Source organism: Nostoc sp. DSM 114160, from assembly GCF_053470305.1.
In genome coordinates this window covers 1,056,264-1,078,936 of sequence record NZ_JBPFGO010000002.1, presented here as the reverse complement: position 1 = coordinate 1,078,936, position 22,673 = coordinate 1,056,264, and the positions used below count along the sequence as shown (strand labels likewise).

The following is a 22,673-nucleotide window of genomic DNA, read 5'->3' as shown; positions in this document are numbered from 1 at the left end:
AGTGCATCAAACTTGTGACAATACTGACAAACAAAATAAATCGATCGCAACCTCAAGAAGAACCAAAACCGTTGATTTTGGAAACTCAGGGACTCACACGCCGTTTTGGTAAGTTCACCGCAGTTAATAACCTAAGCATATCTGTGGAACAAGGCGAAGTATTTGGTCTGCTTGGTCCCAATGGCGCAAGGAAAAGTACAGTTATTAAAATGTTGACAACCTTGTTGCCTATCAGTGCAGGGAAAGCAACCTTAGCTGGCTATGACGTGGCTGGTCAATCTAATCCTGTGAGACGGGCTATCGGCTATGTTCCCCAGGCGCTATCTGCTGATGGGAGTCTCACGGGGTACGAAAATCTCTTAATCTTCGCCAAGCTGTATGGAATACCTGCCAAAGGACGCGATCGCCGCATCTATGAAATTCTAGAATACATGGGTTTGCAAGATGCAGCAAAGCGCTTGGTACGAAACTACTCTGGTGGGATGATCCGTAAGCTGGAAATTGGCATATCAGTTCTACATCAACCCCAAATTTTGTTTCTTGATGAGCCGACTGTCGGACTAGATCCCATCGCTCGAACTCAAGTATGGCAACTTGTACTACAACTCTGTGCTGATTACGGCACAACCATATTTTTAACAACCCACTTTTTAGAAGAAGCGGACAGCTTATGTAACCGAGTGGCGATTATGCAGCAAGGTGAAGTTGTTACCACAGGTTCACCGAGTGACTTAAAAGCTTCTTTAGATAACCCAAATGCAACTTTGGATGATGTCTTTATTCACTATACAGGCGACCAGTTAACATCAGGAGTGAACTACCGTGACACAGCAAGAACCAGACGTACTGCTCAACGGTTGGGTTAAATCACCACCCACTGTCCGAGGAAATTCGATCTCTGCAATTAAAGAGCTAGTTACGAAAACCCTGGCGATCGCTGAATTGGAAATCCGTAAACTCCGCCACGATCCCACTGATTTAATAGTTCGAGCTGTGCAACCAGCCTTATGGCTGCTAATCTTTGGACAAGTTTTCGCCCGGACTCGCGCGATTCCTACAGGGAACCTACCCTATTTGGACTTCATTTCTGCTGGGATTTTGGCTCAAAGTATTTTGTTTGTGGCAATTTTTAGCGGTGGGATGACCCTAATCTGGGAGCGAGATTTAGGCATTGTACATAAATTTTTAGCTAGTCCTACACCCCGTGTAGCGATGGTGTTGGGCAAAGGTTTAGCATGTGGGGTACGGTGCTTATCTCAGGTAATATTCATTTACGGATTGTCATTTTTATTAGGTGTCAAACTAAATCTTCATCCCCTAGCTATTCTCCAAGTACTGCTGCTAGTCATAATGGGGGCGGGAACATTTTGTATTTTTTCATTAATTATTGGCTGTTTGGTGAAAAGTCGAGAAAGGATGACGGGTATTGGACAATTGTTAACCATGCCGTTATTTTTTGCGAGTAATGCCATCTATCCGATTTCTTTGATGCCCAGTTGGTTAAAGTTCATTTCCCATTTAAATCCGTTGACCCTATCTGGTTGACGGGTTACGTAGCACCATGCTGTTGAATGGCACTAGCATCTATGGCTTTGGTCTGGATTGTACAATTCTCTTATTCACATTAATAATTTTGGCCATTCTTGGTGGAAAACTTTATCCACGGGTGGCTATGTAACTAGGAGAACAACAAGCCCATGACCTTGGATAAACCTAATCAAGGTGCAACTTCCGAAGAATGTGCCGCTAGAGTAATGGAAACAGTTCCATTAGTGATGCGGTTTATCCGAGCGGATATGCGTGCCCATAGTGCCGCTTTTTTATCTATACCTCAATTGCGATCGCTAGCATTTATCAACCGGAATCCTGGTGCTTCATTATCTGACTTAGCAGAGCATTTAGGTGTCACCTCTGCCACGGCATCAGCAACCATAGAACGCTTGGTACAACGCGACTTCGTGAAACGGATTGCTCATCCTCAAGAGCGGCGGCGGGTGCTGCTCAATTTAACTGAAGATGGAAAACATCATCTCAAGCAATCCCAAGATCAAACTCGCGCTCATATTACTGACTTGCTGAAAGGTCTTTCAGAAGACCAAATTTCCAATATTGAAGAAGGCTTAACTCTACTAAAAAATGTCTTCGAGAAAACAGAACTCAAAGCCCCATAACTTTGAGGTTGCACAACACGATCCCTTTGCAGCCTTTAAGTTTCGAGACTATCGGCTATTTACCATCGGACGGCTAGTACTGTTCGTGGGGTCGCAAATGCAAACTGTAGCGATTGGCTGGGAACTCTATGAGCGGACGAACTCAGCGATCGCTTTAGGTGGTGTAGGACTGGCGCAAGTCCTACCAATGATTATTCTCACCTTAATTGCCGGAGATGTTGCCGATCGCCGCGATCGCAAAGTGACCATGTTACTCTCGGTAATGTTGCTAGCCCTCTGCTCCCTAGCTTTAGGGGTACTTTCCTATACTCAGGGTGCAATTTTTCTAATTTACGCCTGCTTAGTATTAACAGGTGTCGCTAGGGCATTCCTTAAACCTGCCAGTGATGCTCTGATGTGGCAATTAATACCTGTCAGTGCTTTTACCAATGCAGCTACTTGGAATAGTAGTAGCTTTCAGTTAGCCGCAGTTATCGGCCCAGCCTTGGGGGGATTCGGCATCGCTTGGCTAGGAAGTGCTACAGGAGTTTATGTATTAGCAGCGATCGCAGCTTTACTGTGTTTTATTTTAACGCTGGCGATCAAACAGCAAAAAGTCACCCGCAAAACTGAGCCAATCTCACTCCAAGCGCTTGCTGCTGGCGCTAAATTTGTTTGGCAGAATCAGTTGATTTTAGCAGCGATTACATTGGATATGTTTGCTGTATTGTTGGGTGGTGCGATCGCCTTGCTACCCATCTTTGCCAAAGATATTTTACATGTGGGACCAGTGGAATTAGGATACCTACAAGCAGCCCATTCCATCGGTGCTTTGACTATGGCTATCACCCTGGCATATTTACCACCGTTACGCAAAGCAGGCCCAGCCTTATTATGGTCAGTGGTTGGCTTTGGGGTTATAACAATTATCTTTGGACTTTCTCGTTCCTTTTGGCTGTCTATGTTGATGCTGATCCTTGGTGGCGCACTAGATAGTATTAGCGTTGTGATCCGCCATACATTAGTTCAAATCAGAACACCGGATCATTTGCGTGGTCGAGTTGCTGCTATTAATAGCGTGTTTATCAGTGCCTCGAATGAATTAGGAGGCTTTGAATCAGGCTTGACTGCTGCTTTATTTGGCCCGGTGATTTCCGTTGTGGGTGGTGGAATTGGCACAATTGTAGTGGTTATTGCTACGGCAATGATTTGGCCGGGAATTCGCAAGTTAGGAGCTTTGCAAGAGTATAAATAAATTTAAAATGGCAGTATTAGATGATGGAGTTATATCCACTACTAAGTCTTCCATAGATAATAAAAACCCCACCTACGCAAAAGCTACAAAATTGTAATTGTTATCTCTTGCTAGGATGGGATTTTTGTTTAATGGAAGTTGCATATCGCTTAATTAAGAGGTAGACAAACCCAGAGTTTTAGGATGATGTCTAACTTAAATTTACCAATTGCCACACTAAGCAGTTGGGCTACTACCAATATTTGGTATACTGCCTCCGGTTGGAATACCATACTTAGAAGGGTCGAAGCTATCAGCCGTTGGGATACCATACTTAGAAGGGTCGAAGCTATCAGCCGTTGGGATGCCAGAGCTACCTAAACTAAAGCTGCCTTCTTTTGGAATACCATACTTAGCAGGATCGAAGCTGTCAGCCGTTGGAATGCCATATTTAGCAGGATCGAAGCTGCCTTCTTTGGGAATTCCATACTTATCAAAATCAAAGCTGTCAGCCGTTGGGATGCCATATTTAGCAGGATCGAAACTGCCTTCTTTGGGAATTCCATACTTATCAAAATCGAAGCTGTCAGCCGTTGGGATACCAAAAGCGCCTCCAGGTTTGAAAGGATCGCTGGGGTTGCTAGCCTGACCACCACTATTAACGGTATTACCAAAAACAGAATTTGAATCTGATGCCATTAGAGTTAATTCTCCTATTAGGACATAAATTTTGCTTCATTAATAAATATCAAAAAGCACAATTAAGCTTCATATATAGCTTTTTTGTTATTTTTTTAATCGCTAATCTTGAGCTTTTTAAACTAAATTACAGAGTGTTTTTATGAAATTTACTAACTTTAAAAAAACTTGTAGTTAATGCTATTTATCTAAAAAATATATAAAACCTCACCGATCTATACAATGAAAAATCTTTAGATGCTTATGTCAAATCTTTAGATACTTTTTCTCTTGCAATTTGCAGGATAAACTCATTTAAATTTGTATAGATCGGACTTGACAAATGGGCTTCATGAGTAAAAAGGCTGTAATGCTGTATTTGAAAATTTCAAATAACAGATTGCTCGTATACCAATACTACTCGCTTTGTGCATTTTGAACTCAGAATTTGGTTTGGGGAAAAGGTTACTGGGGTTGGGTTAAAGGTTTTTTCTTTCCCTTTTCCCCTTCCCCTTTTCCCTTTAACCGACAAGTATTGGCTCGTATACTTGAAAAATTACCTAGAGTGGGAGGGCAACAATGCTATTCCTTGCTTGCTAGGTGCAGTGTCTCGCTCAGAAGAATACAAAGAGACAAGCTTACGTAGCTTTCATCGGGAATAAAAGGAAGAGATAAGTTAAGAATTATTCGGCGCAAGTTTAGAGACAGTTAGTATTATTAGTTACTATAATTACCTGACGGGTGTTTGAGATTAGCTCAAAGTATTTGAGTATAATAGTAGATATAAACCCTGTTTCGCAGCTTTAATTTTGAATAAATACTATAGATTGTTTTGATAGGTGAGTATTATGAACAATAACCTTCCATTAGATCCTAGAAAAGGTTTTAACTTAGCCAAAACTTCAATGAATCAGGAGTCGCCTTTTGTAGAAAATGATGGATTGCTATTGTATAAAGATGGGTGCAAGACTCCAGAATTTCTAGATTCATCTTTTTGCATACATCTCTTTGGTGAACGAGTTATCGTAGATCACTATGTACTGTTGTTTCCTGATTCAAAAGCTCTTACAGACTATGCTAAAGCTCTGATTAACTATAATGCCAAAATTACTGAAGGGCCAGGAAAATGGCCTGATGATTTTTGTCCTGAGCAAAATCTATTGCCTGAAGATGCTAGTATGTACTTTCTCTCAGCCTTAATGCCGTCAGGCATGATTTTGGTACTGCTTGCGCCTAACGCACCAGATGAACAGATTGCCAGCTTATTCCAACAGCAAGGTTTTAATACTGTCCATCACGTTGCTATTCTTGTTGATGATATCTATACAGCAGCAGAAGTATGGCAGAAGAAAGGTTTTATTCCTCTGTCTCTAACTCCTCAAGAAGATGATTCCTTGTGCCAATGGTTTTTCCGCAATTGGGCAGGGCAAATTATAGAGCTAATTTGTCGGCGATGTATGGGCAAAGAGACTTTTTCCTGCGAGAATATTGCTGGTTTACGGCTTTCAGAATTGGCAGCCTAAATTTATAATTCGTAATTCGTAATACTTCGGCTACGCTCAGTGCAAGTTCGTAATTCGTAATTCGTAATTATTTGGTCAAGTATGCTTCGCGCGACGGTGGTTAGCAGCTTGTAATAATAGAGATTCTGCAAAAGCGATCGCATCAGTTGCAGATTTACCACCAGCTAACTGCGCTAATTCTTCCCGGCGGGTGTTTAAATTATCCAAAGTAGTAACTCTGACAACGGTACGCTGTTCAGCATTATCATTGTTAGCTTTTTTACCTTTGCCTTGATTGATAGTTTGCTTATCTACACGAAAATGCCGATCGGCCATTGCCGCAACTAAAGGTTGATGGGTAACACATAAGACCTGATTGCGTTGACTTAGCTGGTATAATTTTTCCGCGATCGCTTGGGCGACTCTTCCCGAAACCCCGACATCAATTTCATCAAATACCAATGTCCCGGCTACATCAACCTGAGAAAAACAAGCTTTCAACGCTAGTAAAAAGCGGCTCATTTCGCCACCAGAGGCAACTTCTGTTAAAGGTTGCAGTGGTTCTCCGGGATTAGAACTAAATGTAAAGGTAATTTTATCTGCTCCCATCGCAGTTGGGAAAGCTGGTAATATTTCAACCAGAAATTTCACCTTTTCCATCGCTAGGGGCTTGAGTTCAGCTATCAAACGCGATTCTAAATTAGCAGCCGCCTGACTCCGCAATTGAGTTAACTGATTACTTGCTTGGGTAAGTTTCTCAAAACACGTCTTTTCTTGTTGTTCTAACTTTTCGATAGATTGTTCGCTATCGTTAAGTTGGGCTAATTCTGCTTGGATACTTTGGTAGTAAGCGATCGCTTCTGTTAATGTCGGCCCATACTTGCGGCAAATTTGCTTTAACTCCTGAATTCGTTCTTCCACCTCTTCCAATCGGTGCGGATCTGCTTCCAATCCATCCCCATAAGCATTAATCTGCCTTCCCACTTCCATTACCGCAGCTTGCGCGTCCCTCACTAATTCTAATAGGGGTTGTAGTTGGGTATCGTATTCTACCATGTCATTTAAGATCGCCTCACTGTCTCCCAATAAATCACCTGCGGCGGGAGTTTCGTGATCGTTTTGATACAAAGCCTGATAAACCTTGTAACTCATTTGTTGCAAATCGACGACATGATTCAGGCGTTCCCGTTCTTGTCCCCCAACTGTTCCAATTCATTAGGTTCGCTGAGATTGGCTGCTCCCAATTCCTGCACTTGATAAGTAAGCAAGTCGAGTTGTTGCAACCGTTCCCGTTCTGATGTCCGGCGTTTTTCTAGAGCTAAGTGCGCCTGTTGGTAACTACTAAAGCTTGTGCCGACTTTATGACGTTGCTGCATTAGAGAGTCGCCGCCATATAAATCCAACCAATCGCGGACTTGAGCAGATTGTCCCACTTGTACAGTTTGACCTTGGGCGGTGATTTCCACCAAGCGATCGCGCATTCCTGCCATGATCTGCCGATTTACCAACACACCATTCACCCGCGATCGACTGCGGACATTACTCGTAGTGGCTGTGATTTCTCGGCTAATGACTACAGAATTTTCATCGAGTAAATCTATTTCTTGTTCGGTCAACCAAGCGGCTAGGGGAGCGTTTGAGGTGAAAGTAGCTTCTACCATCGCCCGACTTGTCCCCGTGCGAATGACTCTACTAGAGACTTTACCGCCCAAAGCAGCATCAATGGCATCTAAGATAATCGATTTTCCAGCGCCGGTTTCACCTGTTAACACATTTAGTCCCGCGCCAAATTCTAATTCCAATTGGTCAATTAGGGCAAAGTTTTCAATTCGCAGGCAAAGCAACATCAAGCCAAATTCTCCATGAGGGCAGATGCCGGATACTTCTAATTTACAGGATAATAAGTCTCATCTTTGAGCAACTAGCAATACCTAATACTATTGAACTAGTATGCCCGTTTAAGTGTAGCAGACAGTGGGGAGTAGGGGAAAAGGTTAAAGGTTAAAGGGAAAAGGAATAAATTTAATCTTTCCCCTTTTACCCTTACCCCTTTCCCTTTCCCCATGCCCAATGCCTCATTCCCAATTCCCAATTTCTAAACATATTGTTACAATACTTAATGTGATCGTTCTGACTGGTGGCCTTCTTCATGATTGTTAAGACACTTCCCCCTAGTTCCCGACCGATTCAGGAGGACAGTCGCAACGGCACAAATCGCCGAGGCGACGAACCGGACGTTATTGATGTAGTGCCAAAAGATGGTACATCAAGCTTAGTTGTACGCTCGCCAAGACTCTTAGCAGCCCAAAAGGTGAGAATAGCAGCCCAACCTGAGACGCTTTACGATCCCGTGGGCATAGCGGCGCATTATCAAAATAGAAAAGTGCAAGTTTTACGGCGGATTTTTGCCGTGTTGAGGCCAACTCTATCCTTTGTGTTTGGATTGTGGTCGGATAGTAAACGGGGAATTGTCGTCAAAAATGACCGCCGCCGAGCCACTCAGCTACGAGTATTGCTGACCCAATTAGGTCCTGCTTACATCAAAATTGGACAAGCTTTATCCACCAGACCGGATCTAGTTCCTCCCGTATACCTAGAAGAATTAACTAAATTACAAGACCAATTACCGCCTTTTCCCAACGAAATTGCTTACCAGTTTATTAAAGAAGAATTAGGCGCACCTCCAGAAGAGGTTTACGCCGAACTCTCGGCGCAGCCAATTGCTGCGGCTTCATTGGGGCAAGTGTATAAAGGTAAGCTAAAAACTGGTGAAGAAGTTGCTGTTAAAGTTCAACGCCCCGACTTAAGAGAAGGAATCACCATTGACTTGTATATTTTGCGTAACCTCGCCGCTTGGGTGCAGAAAAAAGTCAAACGGGTAAGAAGTGACTTAGTTGGTATTCTTGATGAATTAGGCGATCGCATTTTTGAAGAGATGGATTACATCCATGAAGGCGAAAATGCCGAGCGATTTTTCGAGTTATACGGTCATATAAAAGACGTATACGTACCGAAAATTTACTGGGAATATACCAATCGCCGCGTCTTGACGATGGAGTGGATTAACGGTACCAAATTAACCCAGACAGAAGAAATTAGTGCCCAAGGGATAGATGCTCGTTATCTCATTGAAGTGGGTGTGCAGTGTTCCCTGCGCCAGCTGCTAGAACATGGATTTTTCCATGCAGATCCCCACCCTGGTAATTTGTTAGCGACAACCGATGGCAAATTAGCTTATCTCGACTTTGGGATGATGAGCGAGATTAAGCCACCACAGCGTTATGGTTTGATAGAAGCGATCGTCCACGTCGTCAACCGCGACTTTGAAGGATTAGCAAAAGACTACGTGAAGTTAGATTTCTTATCACCAGAAACCGATTTAACACCAATTATCCCAGCTTTTGCCAGAGTTTTTGCTGACGCTCAAGGAGCCAGCGTTGCCGAACTCAACATTAAAAGCATCACTGATGAACTATCAGCCTTGATGTATGAGTATCCTTTCCGCGTACCGCCCTACTACGCCTTAATTATTCGCTCCTTGGTGACGCTTGAAGGTATTGCAATATATATAGATCCAAACTTTAAAGTTCTCAGCGAAGCTTATCCCTACGTTTCTAAACGTCTGTTAACAGATCCAGCACCGCAATTAAGAGCATCATTGCAAGATTTGCTATTTAAAGATGGCAGATTTCGCTGGAATCGCTTAGAAAACTTGTTAAAAAATGCGCGTAATAGTCAAGACTACGACTTTAATTTAGTGCTAAATCAGGGGATAGAATTTCTATCATCTGAACGCGGTGCTTTTATTCGTGACAAGTTAGTAGATGAATCTGTTAACGGACTCGATGCTTTCGGTAAAAATGTTTTGCATAACTTTACCTCCTTGTTACGAGAACGGGTAGGATTGACAGCAGTTAATAAAACTCCAGCAGCGACAGTTGAGCAACAACAAACCTTGGAGCATATCAAACGTATATTAGGTATTCTCCGAGAAACAAGAGGCTTTGACCCAGTGCAAATTACATCCCAAATTGCTCAGTTATTGGTAAATTCAGATGTACAACGTTTAGGTCAACAAATTGCCAACCGCTTCACGCAGAAAGCTGTGGCCAGGTTAATTCGGCAATTATTGGCATCTTAATAAAAGTTATGAGTTAAAAACTTTATTTAACTCATAAATCATTCATTCTAGCAACTATATAACTCAACATAACCCAACTCTTCTAGCTTTTCTAAGACCTTAGTTGCACTTTGAGCAACGCTTTCCTGGTTAGTTTTACATTCGACTTCAGGGCAGAGTGGTATTTCATAAGGATCGTCAATACCAGTAAAGTGTTTAATTTCTCCTGCTCTTGCTTTTTTATATAACCCTTTTACGTCTCGCTGTTCACAAACTGCCAATGATGCGTTGACGTAAACTTCAATGAAAAATGGAGTCATTTGGCGCACTTCTTCCCGAATTTCGCGGTATGGTGAAATTGCCGAAACCAATACAATGACATTATTTCTGGCAAGAAGTTGAGCTACAAAGCCAATGCGCCGAATATTCTCTTTTCGATCCTCTTTACTGAAACCCAATCCTTTGCATAGGTTTTGACGTACCGCATCACCGTCGAGAACTTCAACTCTATATCCCTGTATCCGCAGTTCCTTCTCCACGAATTGACAGATAGTAGTTTTACCTGCACCGCTCAAACCAGTGAACCATACTGTCACACCACACTCTTGTTGTCTCATCCTACTTTCGTCGTAAATTTTAAATGGCACACTAAAAAAGCTTTTTTAGATAATTGTGAGTCAAATAGTAATTTTATTTTTATAATCCTTTTTTAGCAGGAATTTCAGCAATTGCAAGGCAAAGTATGTAAAATTTGCTACTTCCACCGCTACTGGTTTCGAGTGAAAAATCGCATGGTTTATACGTATTTAGGCTAAATATTTAATACGAAGGATGGCGATGTATACGACGGGTGGTTCCTGAGCGCAGTCGTACCACTTCGTGGAAGCAAGCTACGCGCAGCGTCTCCGACAGGAGAAGGGCTACATCTACGCATTTTCTCTACCCTAACAACACAATTTGCCGTTAAAGTAACAAAACTTGCCGAGCAAGTTTTTAAATTATTGAAGTTTTAACTAATTTTTACATTCAGTATATATACAGTTTATTTTTAAATAAAAAAGTCTTTATTATAACAGTAGATTATCAAACAATATTTACCGCTAGGACATTATAAAAAACTAAGTTCAAAATATCTGCAAAGTTAGATCCAGTGCAGCTTTATGGCGGCGCGACCTATTTTCTGGGGTCGATTCCTTTAGATACTGTTTCTGGTACAAGCTTGTTTATTGACAATGATGGCACGCTTAGTGGTCTGTGTCATCAATTTTGAGAGTTTCGTAGTGAACGATTTCTCAGTCAATTTCAAGGGTTTTAGCCCTGACTACAAACTTTCACAACTCATCAAAACTAATGGCATCAATCACTAGTACACTTTGGCATAAATTTGTTCACCTTTAATCAGTTGCTTTGAGCAACTTGTCTGCTTAATTGAGGTGATAGCTGGATTTACGCCATGCTGTACTAGTGCTTTGTGCCAGTAATTTTCGAGGTTCGTAGTTGGTAATTAACCGCTCAATTTTAAGGGTTAGAGTTACTGAGTATATTTTGTATTTAACTAAGTCTAAAGTTCTTCAACAAAATTTGAAATTTAATTCAACTGATTTATGTTGTCCACTTTTCCTACTACTGCGCCAGAAGAGAATAACTTAATTCAATGTGATGCCGATGGGGGATTTATTTCCTGGCTAAGTCAAGCCGGAGGTTCAATTGCCATCACCACCTACCAAGCTGGAAAACTGGCACTAGTAGGCTGGAATGGGGAACAGATAACCATGCTGTTACGCCAATTTTCTAAACCAATGGGATTGGCAGTGAATGGTTCACGACTGGCACTGGCTACCCATCACGAAGTCTGTTTATTAGCAAATGCCCCCACCTTAGCTTATGAGTTTTTAGAAGATCAGCCCGGACGCTACGATGCCCTTTATCTGCCACGGATGACATATTTTACAGGCGATTTGAACATTCACGACCTGGAATTTGGCAGAGAAGGGCTGTGGATTGTCAACACCCGCTTTTCGTGTCTTTCTGCTTTGAGTCCAGACTTTAGCTTTGTACCGCGCTGGCATCCGAAATTTATTTCTGAAGTAGTGCCAGAAGACCGATGTCACCTGAATGGATTAGCGATGGTGGATGGCAAACCCAAGTATGTGACTGCCCTCGGTGCGACAGATACCGTTGGAGGATGGCGTCCGGGTAAAGCCAATGGTGGAGTTGTAGTGGAAGTAGAGAGCAATGAAATTATTCTAAATGGATTATCAATGCCCCATTCCCCAATTTGGCATGACGGGTTTTTGTGGTTACTCAACTCTGGCGCAGGGGAAATATGGCGCATTCATCTAGAATCAGGAGACCAACAAGTAGTTTGTGTACTCCCCGGATTTCTGCGGGGGTTGTGCTGCGTCGGGTATTACGCCCTAGTCGGACTATGCCAGATTCGGGAACGGCATATTTTCGGAGGGTTGCCCATAACCCAACGGTTTGAGAAGTTGCTCTGTGGTGTGGCAGTAGTGGATTTACGAAATGGGCAACAGGTGGGAATGCTGAAGTTCACCGCAGGCTGTCAAGAACTTTATGATGTACAGTTTCTTGCTGGTGTACAGCGTCCGATGGTTTTGAATCAGGAACGAAAAGAAATCCGCCAAGCATTTACAGCACCAGAGTTGAACTACTGGCTGCGACCGAGTGCAGTGATTCCTAATGACTAAGAAATCTGTTTAATCAGGCCGTAATTGTTGAAATCAAATTTTTAGTTTTTTCAGAGGTTTTTTCATGAATGAATTCAAAGTCAATACTTACACCAACAATGATCAAATTAATCCCGCAGTCGCAATGGATGCTGATGGAGACTTCATCATTTCTTGGACTAGCAATGGTCAGGATGGGTCTGGCTATGGGGTGTATGCTCAACGTTACAACAGTACTGGCGTGGCTGTTGGCGCCGAATTCAAAGTCAATACCAACACCAGCGGCTATCAACTTAACTCTACAGTAGCGATCGATGCCGATGGTGACTTTGTTATTTCCTGGGAAAGCCCAGATGGGTCTGGCTTTGGGATATATGCCCAACGCTACAACAGTACTGGAATGGCTGTTGGGGGCGAATTTCAGGTCAATAGCTCCACTAACAACAATCAAGTTAACCCCACAATAGCGATAGATACCAATGGGAACTTTGTCATTTCTTGGACTAGCAGTGGTCAGGACGGGTCTAGCTATGGAGTATATGCCCAACGCTACACCAGTGCTGGGTTAGCCATTGGGGGTGAATTTCAGGTAAATACCCACACCGAAAGCTCTCAATATAACCCCACAATAGCTATGGATGCCAATGGTGACTTTGTTATTTCCTGGCAAAGCTATTATCAAGATGGGTCTTACTTGGGCATATATGCCCAACGCTATAACAGTGCCGGGTCAGCTATTGGAAACGAATTTCAGGTTAATACCTACACTCAAGGCAATCAATTTAACCCCACAGTAGCAATGGATGCCACTGGGGACTTTGTAATTTCTTGGCAAAGCTATGGTCAGGACGGATCTGGGGATGGCATATATGCCCAACGCTACACCAGTGCTGGGGCAGCTATTGGCGCCGAATTCAAAGTCAATACCCACACCGAGGGCAATCAATTTAACCCCACAGTAGCAATGGATGCAGATGGGGACTTTATCATTTCCTGGACTAGCAATAGTCAGGACGGCTCTGGCTCTGGCATATATGCCCAACGTTACAACAGTGCTGGGGTAGCTATTGGGGGTGAATTTCTGGTCAATACCTACACCAACAACGATCAAGCTAACCCCGCAGTAGCAATGGATGCTACTGGAGATTTTGTAATTTCCTGGCAAAGCGATGGTCAGGACGGATCTGGCCATGGAATATATGCTCAACTAAACAACAACAGTGGGGCTCCCCCAACAATCACCCCTAGCTCTGCTTCTGCCCTGACATACACTGAAAACGCCACTACAACTATCGACTCAGGCATCACCGTCAGCGACACAGACTCCCCCAACCTGGCTAGTGCCACCGTCCGGATTACCAGTGGTTTTGTCTCTGCTCAAGATACTCTCGCCTTCACCAACCAAAATGGAATTACCGGCAGCTACAACAGCAGCACAGGTGTTTTAACCTTAATCGGCAGTGCCACCGTTGCTAACTATCAAGCTGCACTACGTTCTATTACTTATACCAACAGCAGCGACAACCCCAGTACTACACCTCGTACCATCAGCTTTATAGTTAATGATGGGACTGCTAATAGTACTGCCGTTACCCGCAATATTAATATTACGGCAGTGAATGATGCACCTGTTGCTACTGCCACCAACTCTGCCCTGGCATACACTGAGAACGCCACTACAGTCATTGACTCAGGTATCACCGTTAGCGACTTAGACTCTCCTTACCTAGCTAGTGCCACCATCAGTATTACCAGTGGTTTTGTCTCTGCTCAAGATACTCTCGCCTTCACCAACCAAAATGGGATTACGGGCAGCTACAACAGCAGCACAGGTGTTTTAACCTTAACTGGTAGTTCCACCGTTGCTAACTATCAAGCTGCACTACGTTCTATTACTTATACCAACAGCAGTGATAACCCCAGTACTACACCTCGTACCGTTAGCTTTATAGTTAATGATGGGACTGCTAATAGTACTGCCGTTACTCGCAATATTAATATTACGGCAGTGAATGATGCACCTGTTGCTACTGCCACCAACTCTGCCCTGGCATACACTGAGAACGCCACTACAGTCATTGACTCAGGTATCACCGTTAGCGACTTAGACTCCACCAACCTAGCTAGTGCCACCGTCAGCATTACCAGTGGTTTTGTCTCTGCTCAAGACATCCTCGCCTTCACCAACCAAAATGGGATTACGGGCAGCTACAACAGCAGCACAGGTGTTTTAACCTTAATCGGCAGTGCCACCGTTGCGAACTATCAAGCCGCACTACGTTCTATTACTTATACCAACAGCAGCGACAACCCCAGTACTACACCTCGTACCGTTAGCTTTGTCGTCAATGATGGGACTGTTAATAGTGCCACAGTTACCCGCAATATTAATATTACGGCGGTGAATGATGCTCCTGTTGCTGTTAACGACAAAATCACCACAAACAAAAACACACCCGTTATCATTAGCGCTACTAGTCTGTTAAGCAATGATACAGATGTTGATATTAGTGACGTATTGAGCATTACTGGCTTCACCCAACCTAGCCAAGGAAGCTTAGTTAACAACAACAACGGTACTTACACTTATACGCCTGATCAAAACTATTATGGCTCTGACAGCTTTACTTACACCATAGGTGATGGACATGGAGGCAGTAGCACTGCTACTGTCAACTTGACCATTAGTGAAATCACCCCTCCGATTAATGGCACTTCAGGTGCAGATAACCTGACTGGTACAGTGAACGCCGATAGCATCTCAGGATTGCTAGGCAATGACACGCTCCAAGGATTAGGTGATAGTGACACACTTGATGGCGGTGATGGCAATGATTCCTTAGATGGTGGTACAGGAACTGATAGCCTCATCGGTGGTAAAGGCAATGATACTTATATTGTGGACAGCATCGGCGACACCATTACTGAAGGCTTAAATGCGGGCACAGATTTAGTCAAGTCTTCGATAAGTTGGGTGTTGGGAGTTAACCTGGAAAACTTGACTCTGACTGGAACCGACGCTATTGATGGTACTGGTAACAGCCTTAATAATATTCTGACCGGAAATACTGGTGCTAACATCTTGAGCGGAGAAGTTGGCAATGACACTTTGTTGGGTGGTGCAGGCAATGACACATTATTAGGCGGTGCAGGTAATGACACCTTGGATGGAGGTACAGGAGCTGATAGTCTTAATGGTGGAGTCGGCAATGACACTTATATCATAGACAACCTCGGTGATACGATTACTGAAGGCTTAAATGCAGGCACAGATTTAGTTAAGTCTTCCGTGAATTTTGTGTTAGCAGATAACGTGGAGAACTTGACCCTGACTGGAACCGACGCTATCGATGGTACTGGTAACAGCCTTAATAACATCCTGATTGGAAATACTGGTGCTAATAAGTTGAGCGGAGGAGATGGTAACGATAGTCTCTTTGGTAGCTCAGGCAATGACACATTATTGGGCGGTGCAGGTAATGACACCTTGGATGGAGGTACAGGAGCTGATAGTCTTAATGGTGGAGCCGGCAATGACATTTATACTGTAGATAACCTGAACGATTCTGTTACTGAAGGCTTAAATGCAGGCATAGATTTAGTTAAGTCTTCCGTGAGTTTCGTGTTGACAGATAACGTGGAAAACTTGACCCTGACTGGAACCGGAGCAATCGATGGTAATGGTAACAGCCTTAATAACATCCTGATTGGAAATACTGGTGCTAATAAGTTGAGCGGAGGAGATGGTAACGATAGCCTCTTTGGTAGTTCAGGTAATGACAGTTTGTTAGGCGGTGCAGGCGATGATACTTTGGATGGAGGTGCAGGGATTGATACTCTCAATGGTGGAGCCGGTAATGACATCTACACTGTAGACAATGTTAGCGATATTATTACCGAAGGCTTAAATTCAGGCACAGATTTAGTCAAGTCTGCTGTGAATTGGGTATTAGGAGAGAACTTTGAGAACTTGACCCTGACTGGAAGCGCGATAATTGGTACTGGTAACAGCCTTGATAACATCCTGGTCGGAAATGCTGCTGCGAACACTTTGACCGGAGGAGATGGTAACGATAGCCTTTTTGGTAGCTCAGGCAATGACACCTTGTTGGGTGGTACAGGCGATGACACCTTAGATGGAGGTACAGGAATTGATAGTCTCAATGGTGGAATCGGCAATAACACTTATATCGTAGACAATGTTAGCGATATTATTGTTGAAGGCTTAAATGCAGGCACAGATTTAGTTAACTCTTCAGTAAATTGGGTCTTGGGAGATAACCTAGAGAATTTGACCCTGATTGGAACTGGGGCAATCACTGCTACTGGTAACAGTCTTAATAACATCCTGATTGGAAATACTGGTGCTAATACGTTATCAGGAGGAGATGGTAATGATAACCTCTTTGGTGGTTCAGGTAATGACAGCTTATTAGGCGGTGTCGGAAACGATAGCCTCTTTGGTGGAATTGGTAAAGATACGCTGACTGGTGGAGCTGGACAAGATAGCTTATATCTGACTGATACCCGCACTGGAGGTTATGATACTATTACTGATTTTACTGTTGGAGATGATACTATCTTCATTTCTAAGGCGGAATTCGGGCTGACCCAATCTCAGGATACGACACTCGATTCGGGCTTATTCCGACTTGGTACGATCGCTACAGCTGCAAGCGATCGCTTCATCTACAATCAAAGTACGGGTAATCTATTCTTTGATAAAGATGGATTGGGTGGTACAGCGCAAGTTCAAATAGCCCAGTTATCGAATCATGCACAGCTTAGTAGTGCAAATATTACTGTGATTGCCTAACTTTACTAAGACAATTAACCTAGCATAAACTTATGTAGAGACGTGGAATTTCGCGTCTCTATACGCCTTTGGAGTGCTGCGGCTTTATAAGCAACACAATTAGCTTTTAACTTTCCTCTTGAGAATAACCGTTTTTTTCGCGTTTAAGGCTTTCTTCTAAGGCTTGAATTTGTTCGCGACGAGCTTCCAATTCTAAAGAACGCCGCGCTAAGTCTTGATTTTGTAATGTCAGAGATTGTCGCCAATGTTCTGCTCTTTCGGCTTCATGCTGCAAAAATTCCGGGGTAATGCCGATGGTGAGGTAGTTTTGTACCAGGTGGAGTACCCAGTTGGTGGCATCTTCTAGTCTTTCAATGTCGCCTGTAGGGGAAAGTTCTACTAGAACAAGCAAGTTCTCACTCATGATCTTTCCCTTTCCCAGCAGAATGAAAGCTTCTTCGGGAATTATCGCCCACAAGTTATCAGCTTCTTGACGCGCCAATAAGCGTAACTGGTGCTGGTCTAAAAAATCGTTTTTACGCACCTGGGCTAGATATAGCATGAGGGGTCGCTTCGCTCCAATTCAAAATTCAAAATTCAAAATTCAAAATAATTTAATAAAAAAATAAGTGCCAGAATGGATATTTGGATCTTGTTAATTGGTAATGGGTAATTGGGAATTATTAACACTTCCATTACCCATTACAGTTATCCTAAGCCACGCAGACTATGCCTACGATAACCCCTGGAGGCGATCGCGCAAAATTTCAGCTTGCTTTTGTGCTTCTGCTAATGCATCCCGCGCCCCTTGTACCACGTCAGGTCTAGCTCTATCTACGAAACTAGGATTGTTTAATCTGGTACTCAGGGATTGAACTTCGGCTTCAGCTTTACTCAAGCTTTTTTCTAGCTTGGCACGCACAACTTCAATATCTACCACACCGCTTAGAGGAATTAGCACCTGTATTGTACCAATTACACCTGCGATCGCATTTTCTGGTTCTTGTGGTTGTTCTAATTCTTTCTGCGGAAACAACTGTCTCCATAACTTTTGTCTAGCTTGAGCAGTGAGGAAATTTTGGCTAACAAACCACGCTGTGTAACCAAAACCAACTAGTTCAAAGAAAGTTCCGACGATGGGAATGTCATCAATGGCATTTCCCACAGCTAAACCTAATCTACCAAAGACAATGGCCACAATAATTAAGCCAATTGTCTTCAAACCCCTCTGAGGTTTTTTAGCAGTAACAGTTTGGTTTTTTTGCTTGTCAGTGATGGTTAAAGTCTCAACCTTCGCCAAATCTTTAATATAAGACTGTCCAGCAGTGAGAATTTCCCGCTCTTTCTGGCTTTGAGTTTGCAAATTCGCTGTCACTTTTATGCCTGGTTTAATATCCGCTTCCGCCCGCAAATTCCGAATTGTGCGGATAGTAGCAATTAGTAATTCAAACTGTTCTTCTAAAGCTGAATCAATCAAGTTTGCATCTATCTGAGGATAGGTTTGCAGGGGTAAAGTTTGCGGTGAATTTGCTGGTTGTTGAGTGAGAGTCTGCCAAATTTCTTCGGTAATATGAGGCATGAAGGGATGAAGCAGTTTCATAATCCCTTCTAATATGTAGCCAAGGGTTTGTTGTGCTACCCGCCGCGATACTGGATCGGCATCTGCTTGCAATCTGGATTTCACTAGTTCAATATATTGATCGCAGAAATCACCCCAAATAAACTCGTAGAGTCCTTTTGCAGCTTCCCCTAAACCGTAATTATCAATGTAATTGGTGGTTTCTTTGACAACTTGATGATACCGCGAGATAATCCAGCGATCGCTCAATTCGGTAGCGACTGGATTCCCCAATTGTTGCGGTGTCTGTCCATCCAAATTCATCATCACGAACCGGGCAGCATTCCACAACTTGTTTGCAAAATTGCGGGATGCCTCTACAGAAGCTGATTCATCCTTTTTGCGATCGTATTCTAAGCGGATATCTTGACCAGCACCAGCTACTTCTCTAATTAAGGTATACCGCAGGGCATCAGTACCATATTTGTCAATTAATAACAATGGGTCAATGCCATTACCTTTGGTCTTTGACATCTTCTGACCTTTTTCATCCAGCACTAAGCCGTGGATGTAAACCGTTTGGAAAGGCATTTGCTGTGTAAAATGCCCAGCCATCATGGTCATTCTGGCTACCCAGAAAAAGATGATGTCAAAGCCTGTCACCAAAGTAGTAGTCGGGTAATAAGTTGCTAAATCCTGAGTTTGTTCCGGCCAGCCCAAAGTCGAAAATGGCCACAGTCCAGAAGAAAACCAAGTATCCAGCACATCTGGATCTTGTTCTAACTTGACATTTTCGCCAAATTGTGATTTAGCTTTTTCCCAAGCTTCAGTTTCCGATTTTGCCACGACAAAGGGCGTATTATCGGTAATTTGTCCATCCGTTTCACTGATAGCGTACCAAGCCGGAATTTGGTGTCCCCACCATAATTGGCGAGAAATACACCAATCAGTGAGTTTTACTAGCCAATCACGATAGACCTTTGTCCAGCGTTGGGGGACAAACTCTGGAGAAGTTTGCTGGTCGAGGAATTCGAGAGTGTTGTCAGCTAGGGGACGAATTTTGACGAACCATTGAGTCGAGAGGAGGGGTTCAATAGGTACTTTACCGCGATCGCTGTAGGGAACGGTATGCTTATAATCTTCGATCTTCACCAAAAAGCCATCTGCTTCTAGGCGAGAAACGACATTCTTTCTAGCAACAAAGCGGTCTTGTCCTTGAAACTCCCCAGCATTGGCATTGAGAGTGCCGTCTTTGTTCATAATGTTGATAAACGGCAGATTGTGACGCTTACCCATGTCAAAATCGTTCGGGTCATGGGCGGGAGTTATCTTCACGCAGCCTGTGCCGAAAGTCGGATCAACATATTCATCGCCAACGATCGGAATTTCTCGTTGTAAAATTGGCAGAGTTACAGTTTTACCAATGAGATGTTTGTAGCGATCGTCATTGGGATTAACCGCTACAGCCGTATCACCCAGCATCGTTTCTGGTCGAGTTGTCGCCACCTCTACAAAACCGGAACCATCGGTGAGGGGATAGCGGAAGTGCCAGAGATTTCCATTAACCTCTTGATTTTCAACTTCCACGTCAGACACAGCGGACTGAGAAGCTGGACACCAGTTAACTAAATATTCACCACGATAAATTAAGCCTTCCTCGTAAAGGCGAGTAAATGCCTCCACAACAGCCTTAGATAAACCCTCATCCAGGGTAAACCTTTCCCGTGACCAGTCCACCGAGACACCCAAGCGTCGTAGCTGATTCAGAATCGTTCCCTCAGACTCCGCCTTCCATTGCCAAGCGCGTTCTAGGAATTTCTCGCGCCCCAATTCGTAGCGAGTCTTACCCTCTGTCTTGAGTTGCTTTTCCAGCATAGTATGCACAGCAATGCTGGCGTGGTCAGTTCCGGGTAGCCATAGGGTATTGCGTCCCTGCATCCGGTGGTAGCGCACGAGGGTATCAATCAAGGAACTTTCAAATGCGTGACCCATGTGCAAGCTGCCAGTGACATTGGGGGGGGGAATGACGATGCAGTAGGGTTCGCCGCCTTTGTTGGGGTCAGCTTTGTAAACTTGGTTGTCTTCCCAGAATTTTTGCCACTTGGCTTCAGTGGAAAAGGGGTCGTAGAGACTGGGGAGATTGGGAATAGTTGCGGTCATGCGGGGCAAACTAACTATGGAAGGACTCTAATAAATTTTGCCACAGGGTTGGAGAGGGTTTGTTTAGCAATTCTCGAAATCGTGGATATACCCTTAAAAAATCTATCTGGAAATGGGAAATCTATTTTTGACCCTTGTAGTTATCTTGCATAAATTCCGTAGCTGATATCTGTGTATTCATCCAGAAAGACTTATGAAATTGAAACCAGGTTTATTTCAACTCATAGTGTTCGTTATGACTGTATCGCTACTTGCTTCTTGTGCGACAACCCCAGAAGCAAGACAGTCAGATTGCAGCTCCACAACGTCGCCGAACGCTAAACAACAACCCAATAACTGTTCACCCTCATCTAATGGTAGCGGCAGATCGAGTGGTTACTCTGGTGGAAGTAGCATTAGAAGCTCCGGTTTTGGTGATTCATCGGAGGCCGGGACTTCCAGAGGTTCTGCCAAGGGTCGTAGTGGTTTTGGTAGTTTTGGTCGCGGTGGTCATGCGGGTGGATAAAAGAGTTATGAATATTTTCAACAGTCCTCAACGAAAGCGTCTATTTCAGTCGATGAAAATGGGTTGGTACAACTTTGCTCCTATTGAAGAAGGAACAGGTATACCTCTAACTGACCAAGAAACACCTTACGCTCTTTATTATTGCCATCAAGTTTTACCGCAGACGATCCAAGAAATCCAGCAAGCGTCGGAATTAGTCGGTAGTGTTTTAACCCAAGCGTGGGAAATTATTCGCACTCTTGATGAGGATACACTACTTTACTATGGATTTCCGGAAGCTACCATCAAGTTAGTTAAATATGACTTCCTCGCACCATTTTGTATGCGTCTTGACTGGTGCTGGAATCCAGAAACGGGGATAAAGAAAGTAGTAGAAACTAATCCCCAAACTCCTAGTTTTTGGTTTGAGTGTACGGATGGCAATAATAAAGTTGCTAGACATTTTGGATTGCAAGAACCAGATTTAGATGCTCAAAAAATCTTAAAAATAACACTTAATCAGCATGTAAATAGAGCCGCATTAAATTTGGGTAAACCAGTTACAGACTGTTGCGTAGCATTTACAGCTTTGAATAATGCCGAAGATTTAGGTACTATGCGATGGTTAAGCAAGTACTTGGAGTCCAAAAGTACCATTTTACCCTTAGAATATCTTGGCATCAAAGATGGTGAGTATCTATTTGACCAGAGAACAAAAAAACCAATAGATATACTCTTTATGTGGTATCCAGTGGAATGGCTAATCCATGATACTGATGAAAAAGGTGAAAGATTATGGCCGGCTCTAGAGCAATTAATTTTTGAGAATAAAATTGTGATTGTCAACTTTGGTTCTGCCTTTGCACTGCAACCAAAAAGTATATTTGCTCTAATTACAGATTTAGGATATGACTTTTTTTCTGGCAAAGATGCTGGAACAGTCTGGGAATATTTTCCTAAAACATCACTGAGTGCAACAGCAATAGGTAATTCATACTTTGCCAAACCTATTTTAGGAAGAGAAGGCGAAGGAGGATTTGCAGTTAATTCAGGAAATATCTCTGTGCGTAGTAGTAACAATGACCCTTGGTATACACAACAGAATTATGTCTATCAAGAGTTATTAGAATTTCCTAAATTAGAAATTGATGGCAAGTCAATGACTCAGGTTTGGGGAGCTTGGCTATATAACAATGGTAATGATAAATTTATATCTGGAGGTGTAGGAATCCGCCTTTCTGAAGGGGAAATTACAGATAACTTATCCTATTGGTGTCCTATTGGATGCTAATTTTAATAACACGA

Annotated in this window: 13 protein-coding genes and 2 pseudogenes; 10 read left to right on the top strand and 5 right to left on the bottom strand. The window is 43.2% G+C overall.

Translation table 11 applies throughout. The features are described 5' to 3' along the window. The first annotated feature begins 14 nt into the window (after positions 1-14). The 4 genes and pseudogenes from NSTCB13_RS21670 (at position 15) to NSTCB13_RS21655 (ending at position 3,405) form a co-directional block, all read left to right on the top strand. Positions 15-866, top strand: coding sequence for an ABC transporter ATP-binding protein (locus tag NSTCB13_RS21670; RefSeq protein WP_448273769.1), 852 nt, complete (start codon positions 15-17; stop codon positions 864-866). Further along, a pseudogene (locus tag NSTCB13_RS21665) lies at positions 823-1,678 on the top strand (ABC transporter permease). The gene NSTCB13_RS21670 and the pseudogene NSTCB13_RS21665 overlap by 44 nt, the downstream one beginning before the upstream one ends. Before the next feature lie 19 nt (positions 1,679-1,697). Next, a complete protein-coding gene (locus NSTCB13_RS21660) occupies positions 1,698-2,171 on the top strand; it encodes a MarR family winged helix-turn-helix transcriptional regulator (protein WP_012410989.1) in 474 nt (157 codons plus the stop codon). After that, positions 2,137-3,405 (top strand): MFS transporter, encoded by a 1,269-nt coding sequence (locus NSTCB13_RS21655; RefSeq protein WP_448273768.1) that lies wholly within the window; start codon positions 2,137-2,139, stop codon positions 3,403-3,405. Before NSTCB13_RS21660 ends, NSTCB13_RS21655 begins: the two co-directional genes overlap by 35 nt. Before the next feature lie 216 nt (positions 3,406-3,621). Here the strand turns inward: NSTCB13_RS21655 and NSTCB13_RS21650 are convergent, their stop codons facing one another. Next, positions 3,622-4,083 (bottom strand): hypothetical protein, encoded by a 462-nt coding sequence (locus tag NSTCB13_RS21650; protein ID WP_448273767.1) that lies wholly within the window; start codon positions 4,081-4,083, stop codon positions 3,622-3,624. An 827-nt stretch (positions 4,084-4,910) separates the two neighbouring features. Between NSTCB13_RS21650 and NSTCB13_RS21645 the strand changes: the two genes are divergently transcribed. Continuing rightward, the gene (locus NSTCB13_RS21645; RefSeq protein WP_448273766.1) at positions 4,911-5,585 is read left to right on the top strand and encodes a hypothetical protein; all 675 of its coding nucleotides are present in this window, start codon (positions 4,911-4,913) and stop codon (positions 5,583-5,585) included. Between the two features lie 75 nt (positions 5,586-5,660). Here the strand turns inward: NSTCB13_RS21645 and recN are convergent. Next, positions 5,661-7,411, bottom strand: a pseudogene (gene recN, locus NSTCB13_RS21640) (DNA repair protein RecN). Positions 7,412-7,713: 302 nt separating this feature from the next. Here recN and NSTCB13_RS21635 point away from each other — a divergent pair. After that, on the top strand, positions 7,714-9,705 hold the full coding sequence (locus tag NSTCB13_RS21635) for an ABC1 kinase family protein (RefSeq protein WP_448267732.1): 1,992 nt from the start codon (positions 7,714-7,716) through the stop codon (positions 9,703-9,705). 47 nt (positions 9,706-9,752) lie between these two features. Here the strand turns inward: NSTCB13_RS21635 and cysC are convergent, their stop codons facing one another. Beyond that, positions 9,753-10,319 carry an adenylyl-sulfate kinase gene (cysC, locus tag NSTCB13_RS21630; protein WP_448270271.1) on the bottom strand — a complete coding sequence of 189 codons (567 nt, stop codon included), beginning with the start codon at positions 10,317-10,319 and terminating at the stop codon, positions 9,753-9,755. A gap of 969 nt (positions 10,320-11,288) precedes the next feature. Here cysC and NSTCB13_RS21625 point away from each other — a divergent pair. Then, entirely contained in the window at positions 11,289-12,392 is a 1,104-nt protein-coding gene (locus NSTCB13_RS21625) for a TIGR03032 family protein (protein WP_448273765.1), read from the top strand. A gap of 64 nt (positions 12,393-12,456) precedes the next feature. Then, complete coding sequence (locus tag NSTCB13_RS21620; protein ID WP_448273764.1) at positions 12,457-17,187, top strand: beta strand repeat-containing protein; 4,731 nt, start codon at positions 12,457-12,459, stop codon at positions 17,185-17,187. Between the two features lie 106 nt (positions 17,188-17,293). On the opposite strand, the gene NSTCB13_RS21615 is transcribed toward NSTCB13_RS21620, so the two are convergent. Together NSTCB13_RS21615 and NSTCB13_RS21610 are read right to left on the bottom strand one after the other, a co-directional pair. Further along, positions 17,294-17,728, bottom strand: a complete 435-nt coding sequence (locus tag NSTCB13_RS21615) for a hypothetical protein (protein ID WP_094348415.1) — start codon at positions 17,726-17,728, stop codon at positions 17,294-17,296. A gap of 171 nt (positions 17,729-17,899) precedes the next feature. Next, the gene (locus NSTCB13_RS21610) at positions 17,900-20,884 is read right to left on the bottom strand and encodes a valine--tRNA ligase (RefSeq protein WP_448273763.1); all 2,985 of its coding nucleotides are present in this window, start codon (positions 20,882-20,884) and stop codon (positions 17,900-17,902) included. 193 nt (positions 20,885-21,077) lie between these two features. Here NSTCB13_RS21610 and NSTCB13_RS21605 point away from each other — a divergent pair, with 193 nt between their 5' ends. Together NSTCB13_RS21605 and NSTCB13_RS21600 are read left to right on the top strand one after the other, a co-directional pair. Beyond that, a complete protein-coding gene (locus NSTCB13_RS21605) occupies positions 21,078-21,389 on the top strand; it encodes a hypothetical protein (protein ID WP_445630827.1) in 312 nt (103 codons plus the stop codon). A 7-nt stretch (positions 21,390-21,396) separates the two neighbouring features. Beyond that, complete coding sequence (locus NSTCB13_RS21600) at positions 21,397-22,659, top strand: glutathionylspermidine synthase family protein (protein ID WP_445630828.1); 1,263 nt, start codon at positions 21,397-21,399, stop codon at positions 22,657-22,659. Positions 22,660-22,673: the final 14 nt, after the last annotated feature.

Excerpts from the sequence above, each read along its gene's own strand:
- NSTCB13_RS21650 (WP_448273767.1), bottom strand. The coding sequence starts at position 4,083 with ATGGCATCAGATTCAAATTCTGTTTTTGGTAATACCGTTAATAGTGGT.
- NSTCB13_RS21620 (WP_448273764.1), top strand. The coding sequence starts at position 12,457 with ATGAATGAATTCAAAGTCAATACTTACACCAACAATGATCAAATTAAT.
- NSTCB13_RS21605 (WP_445630827.1), top strand. The coding sequence starts at position 21,078 with ATGAAATTGAAACCAGGTTTATTTCAACTCATAGTGTTCGTTATGACT.
- NSTCB13_RS21610 (WP_448273763.1), bottom strand. The coding sequence starts at position 20,884 with ATGACCGCAACTATTCCCAATCTCCCCAGTCTCTACGACCCCTTTTCC.
- NSTCB13_RS21635 (WP_448267732.1), top strand. The coding sequence starts at position 7,714 with ATGATTGTTAAGACACTTCCCCCTAGTTCCCGACCGATTCAGGAGGAC.
- NSTCB13_RS21625 (WP_448273765.1), top strand. The coding sequence starts at position 11,289 with ATGTTGTCCACTTTTCCTACTACTGCGCCAGAAGAGAATAACTTAATT.
- NSTCB13_RS21645 (WP_448273766.1), top strand. The coding sequence starts at position 4,911 with ATGAACAATAACCTTCCATTAGATCCTAGAAAAGGTTTTAACTTAGCC.
- NSTCB13_RS21660 (WP_012410989.1), top strand. The coding sequence starts at position 1,698 with ATGACCTTGGATAAACCTAATCAAGGTGCAACTTCCGAAGAATGTGCC.
- NSTCB13_RS21655 (WP_448273768.1), top strand. The coding sequence starts at position 2,137 with ATGTCTTCGAGAAAACAGAACTCAAAGCCCCATAACTTTGAGGTTGCA.
- NSTCB13_RS21600 (WP_445630828.1), top strand. The coding sequence starts at position 21,397 with ATGAATATTTTCAACAGTCCTCAACGAAAGCGTCTATTTCAGTCGATG.
- NSTCB13_RS21615 (WP_094348415.1), bottom strand. The coding sequence starts at position 17,728 with ATGCTATATCTAGCCCAGGTGCGTAAAAACGATTTTTTAGACCAGCAC.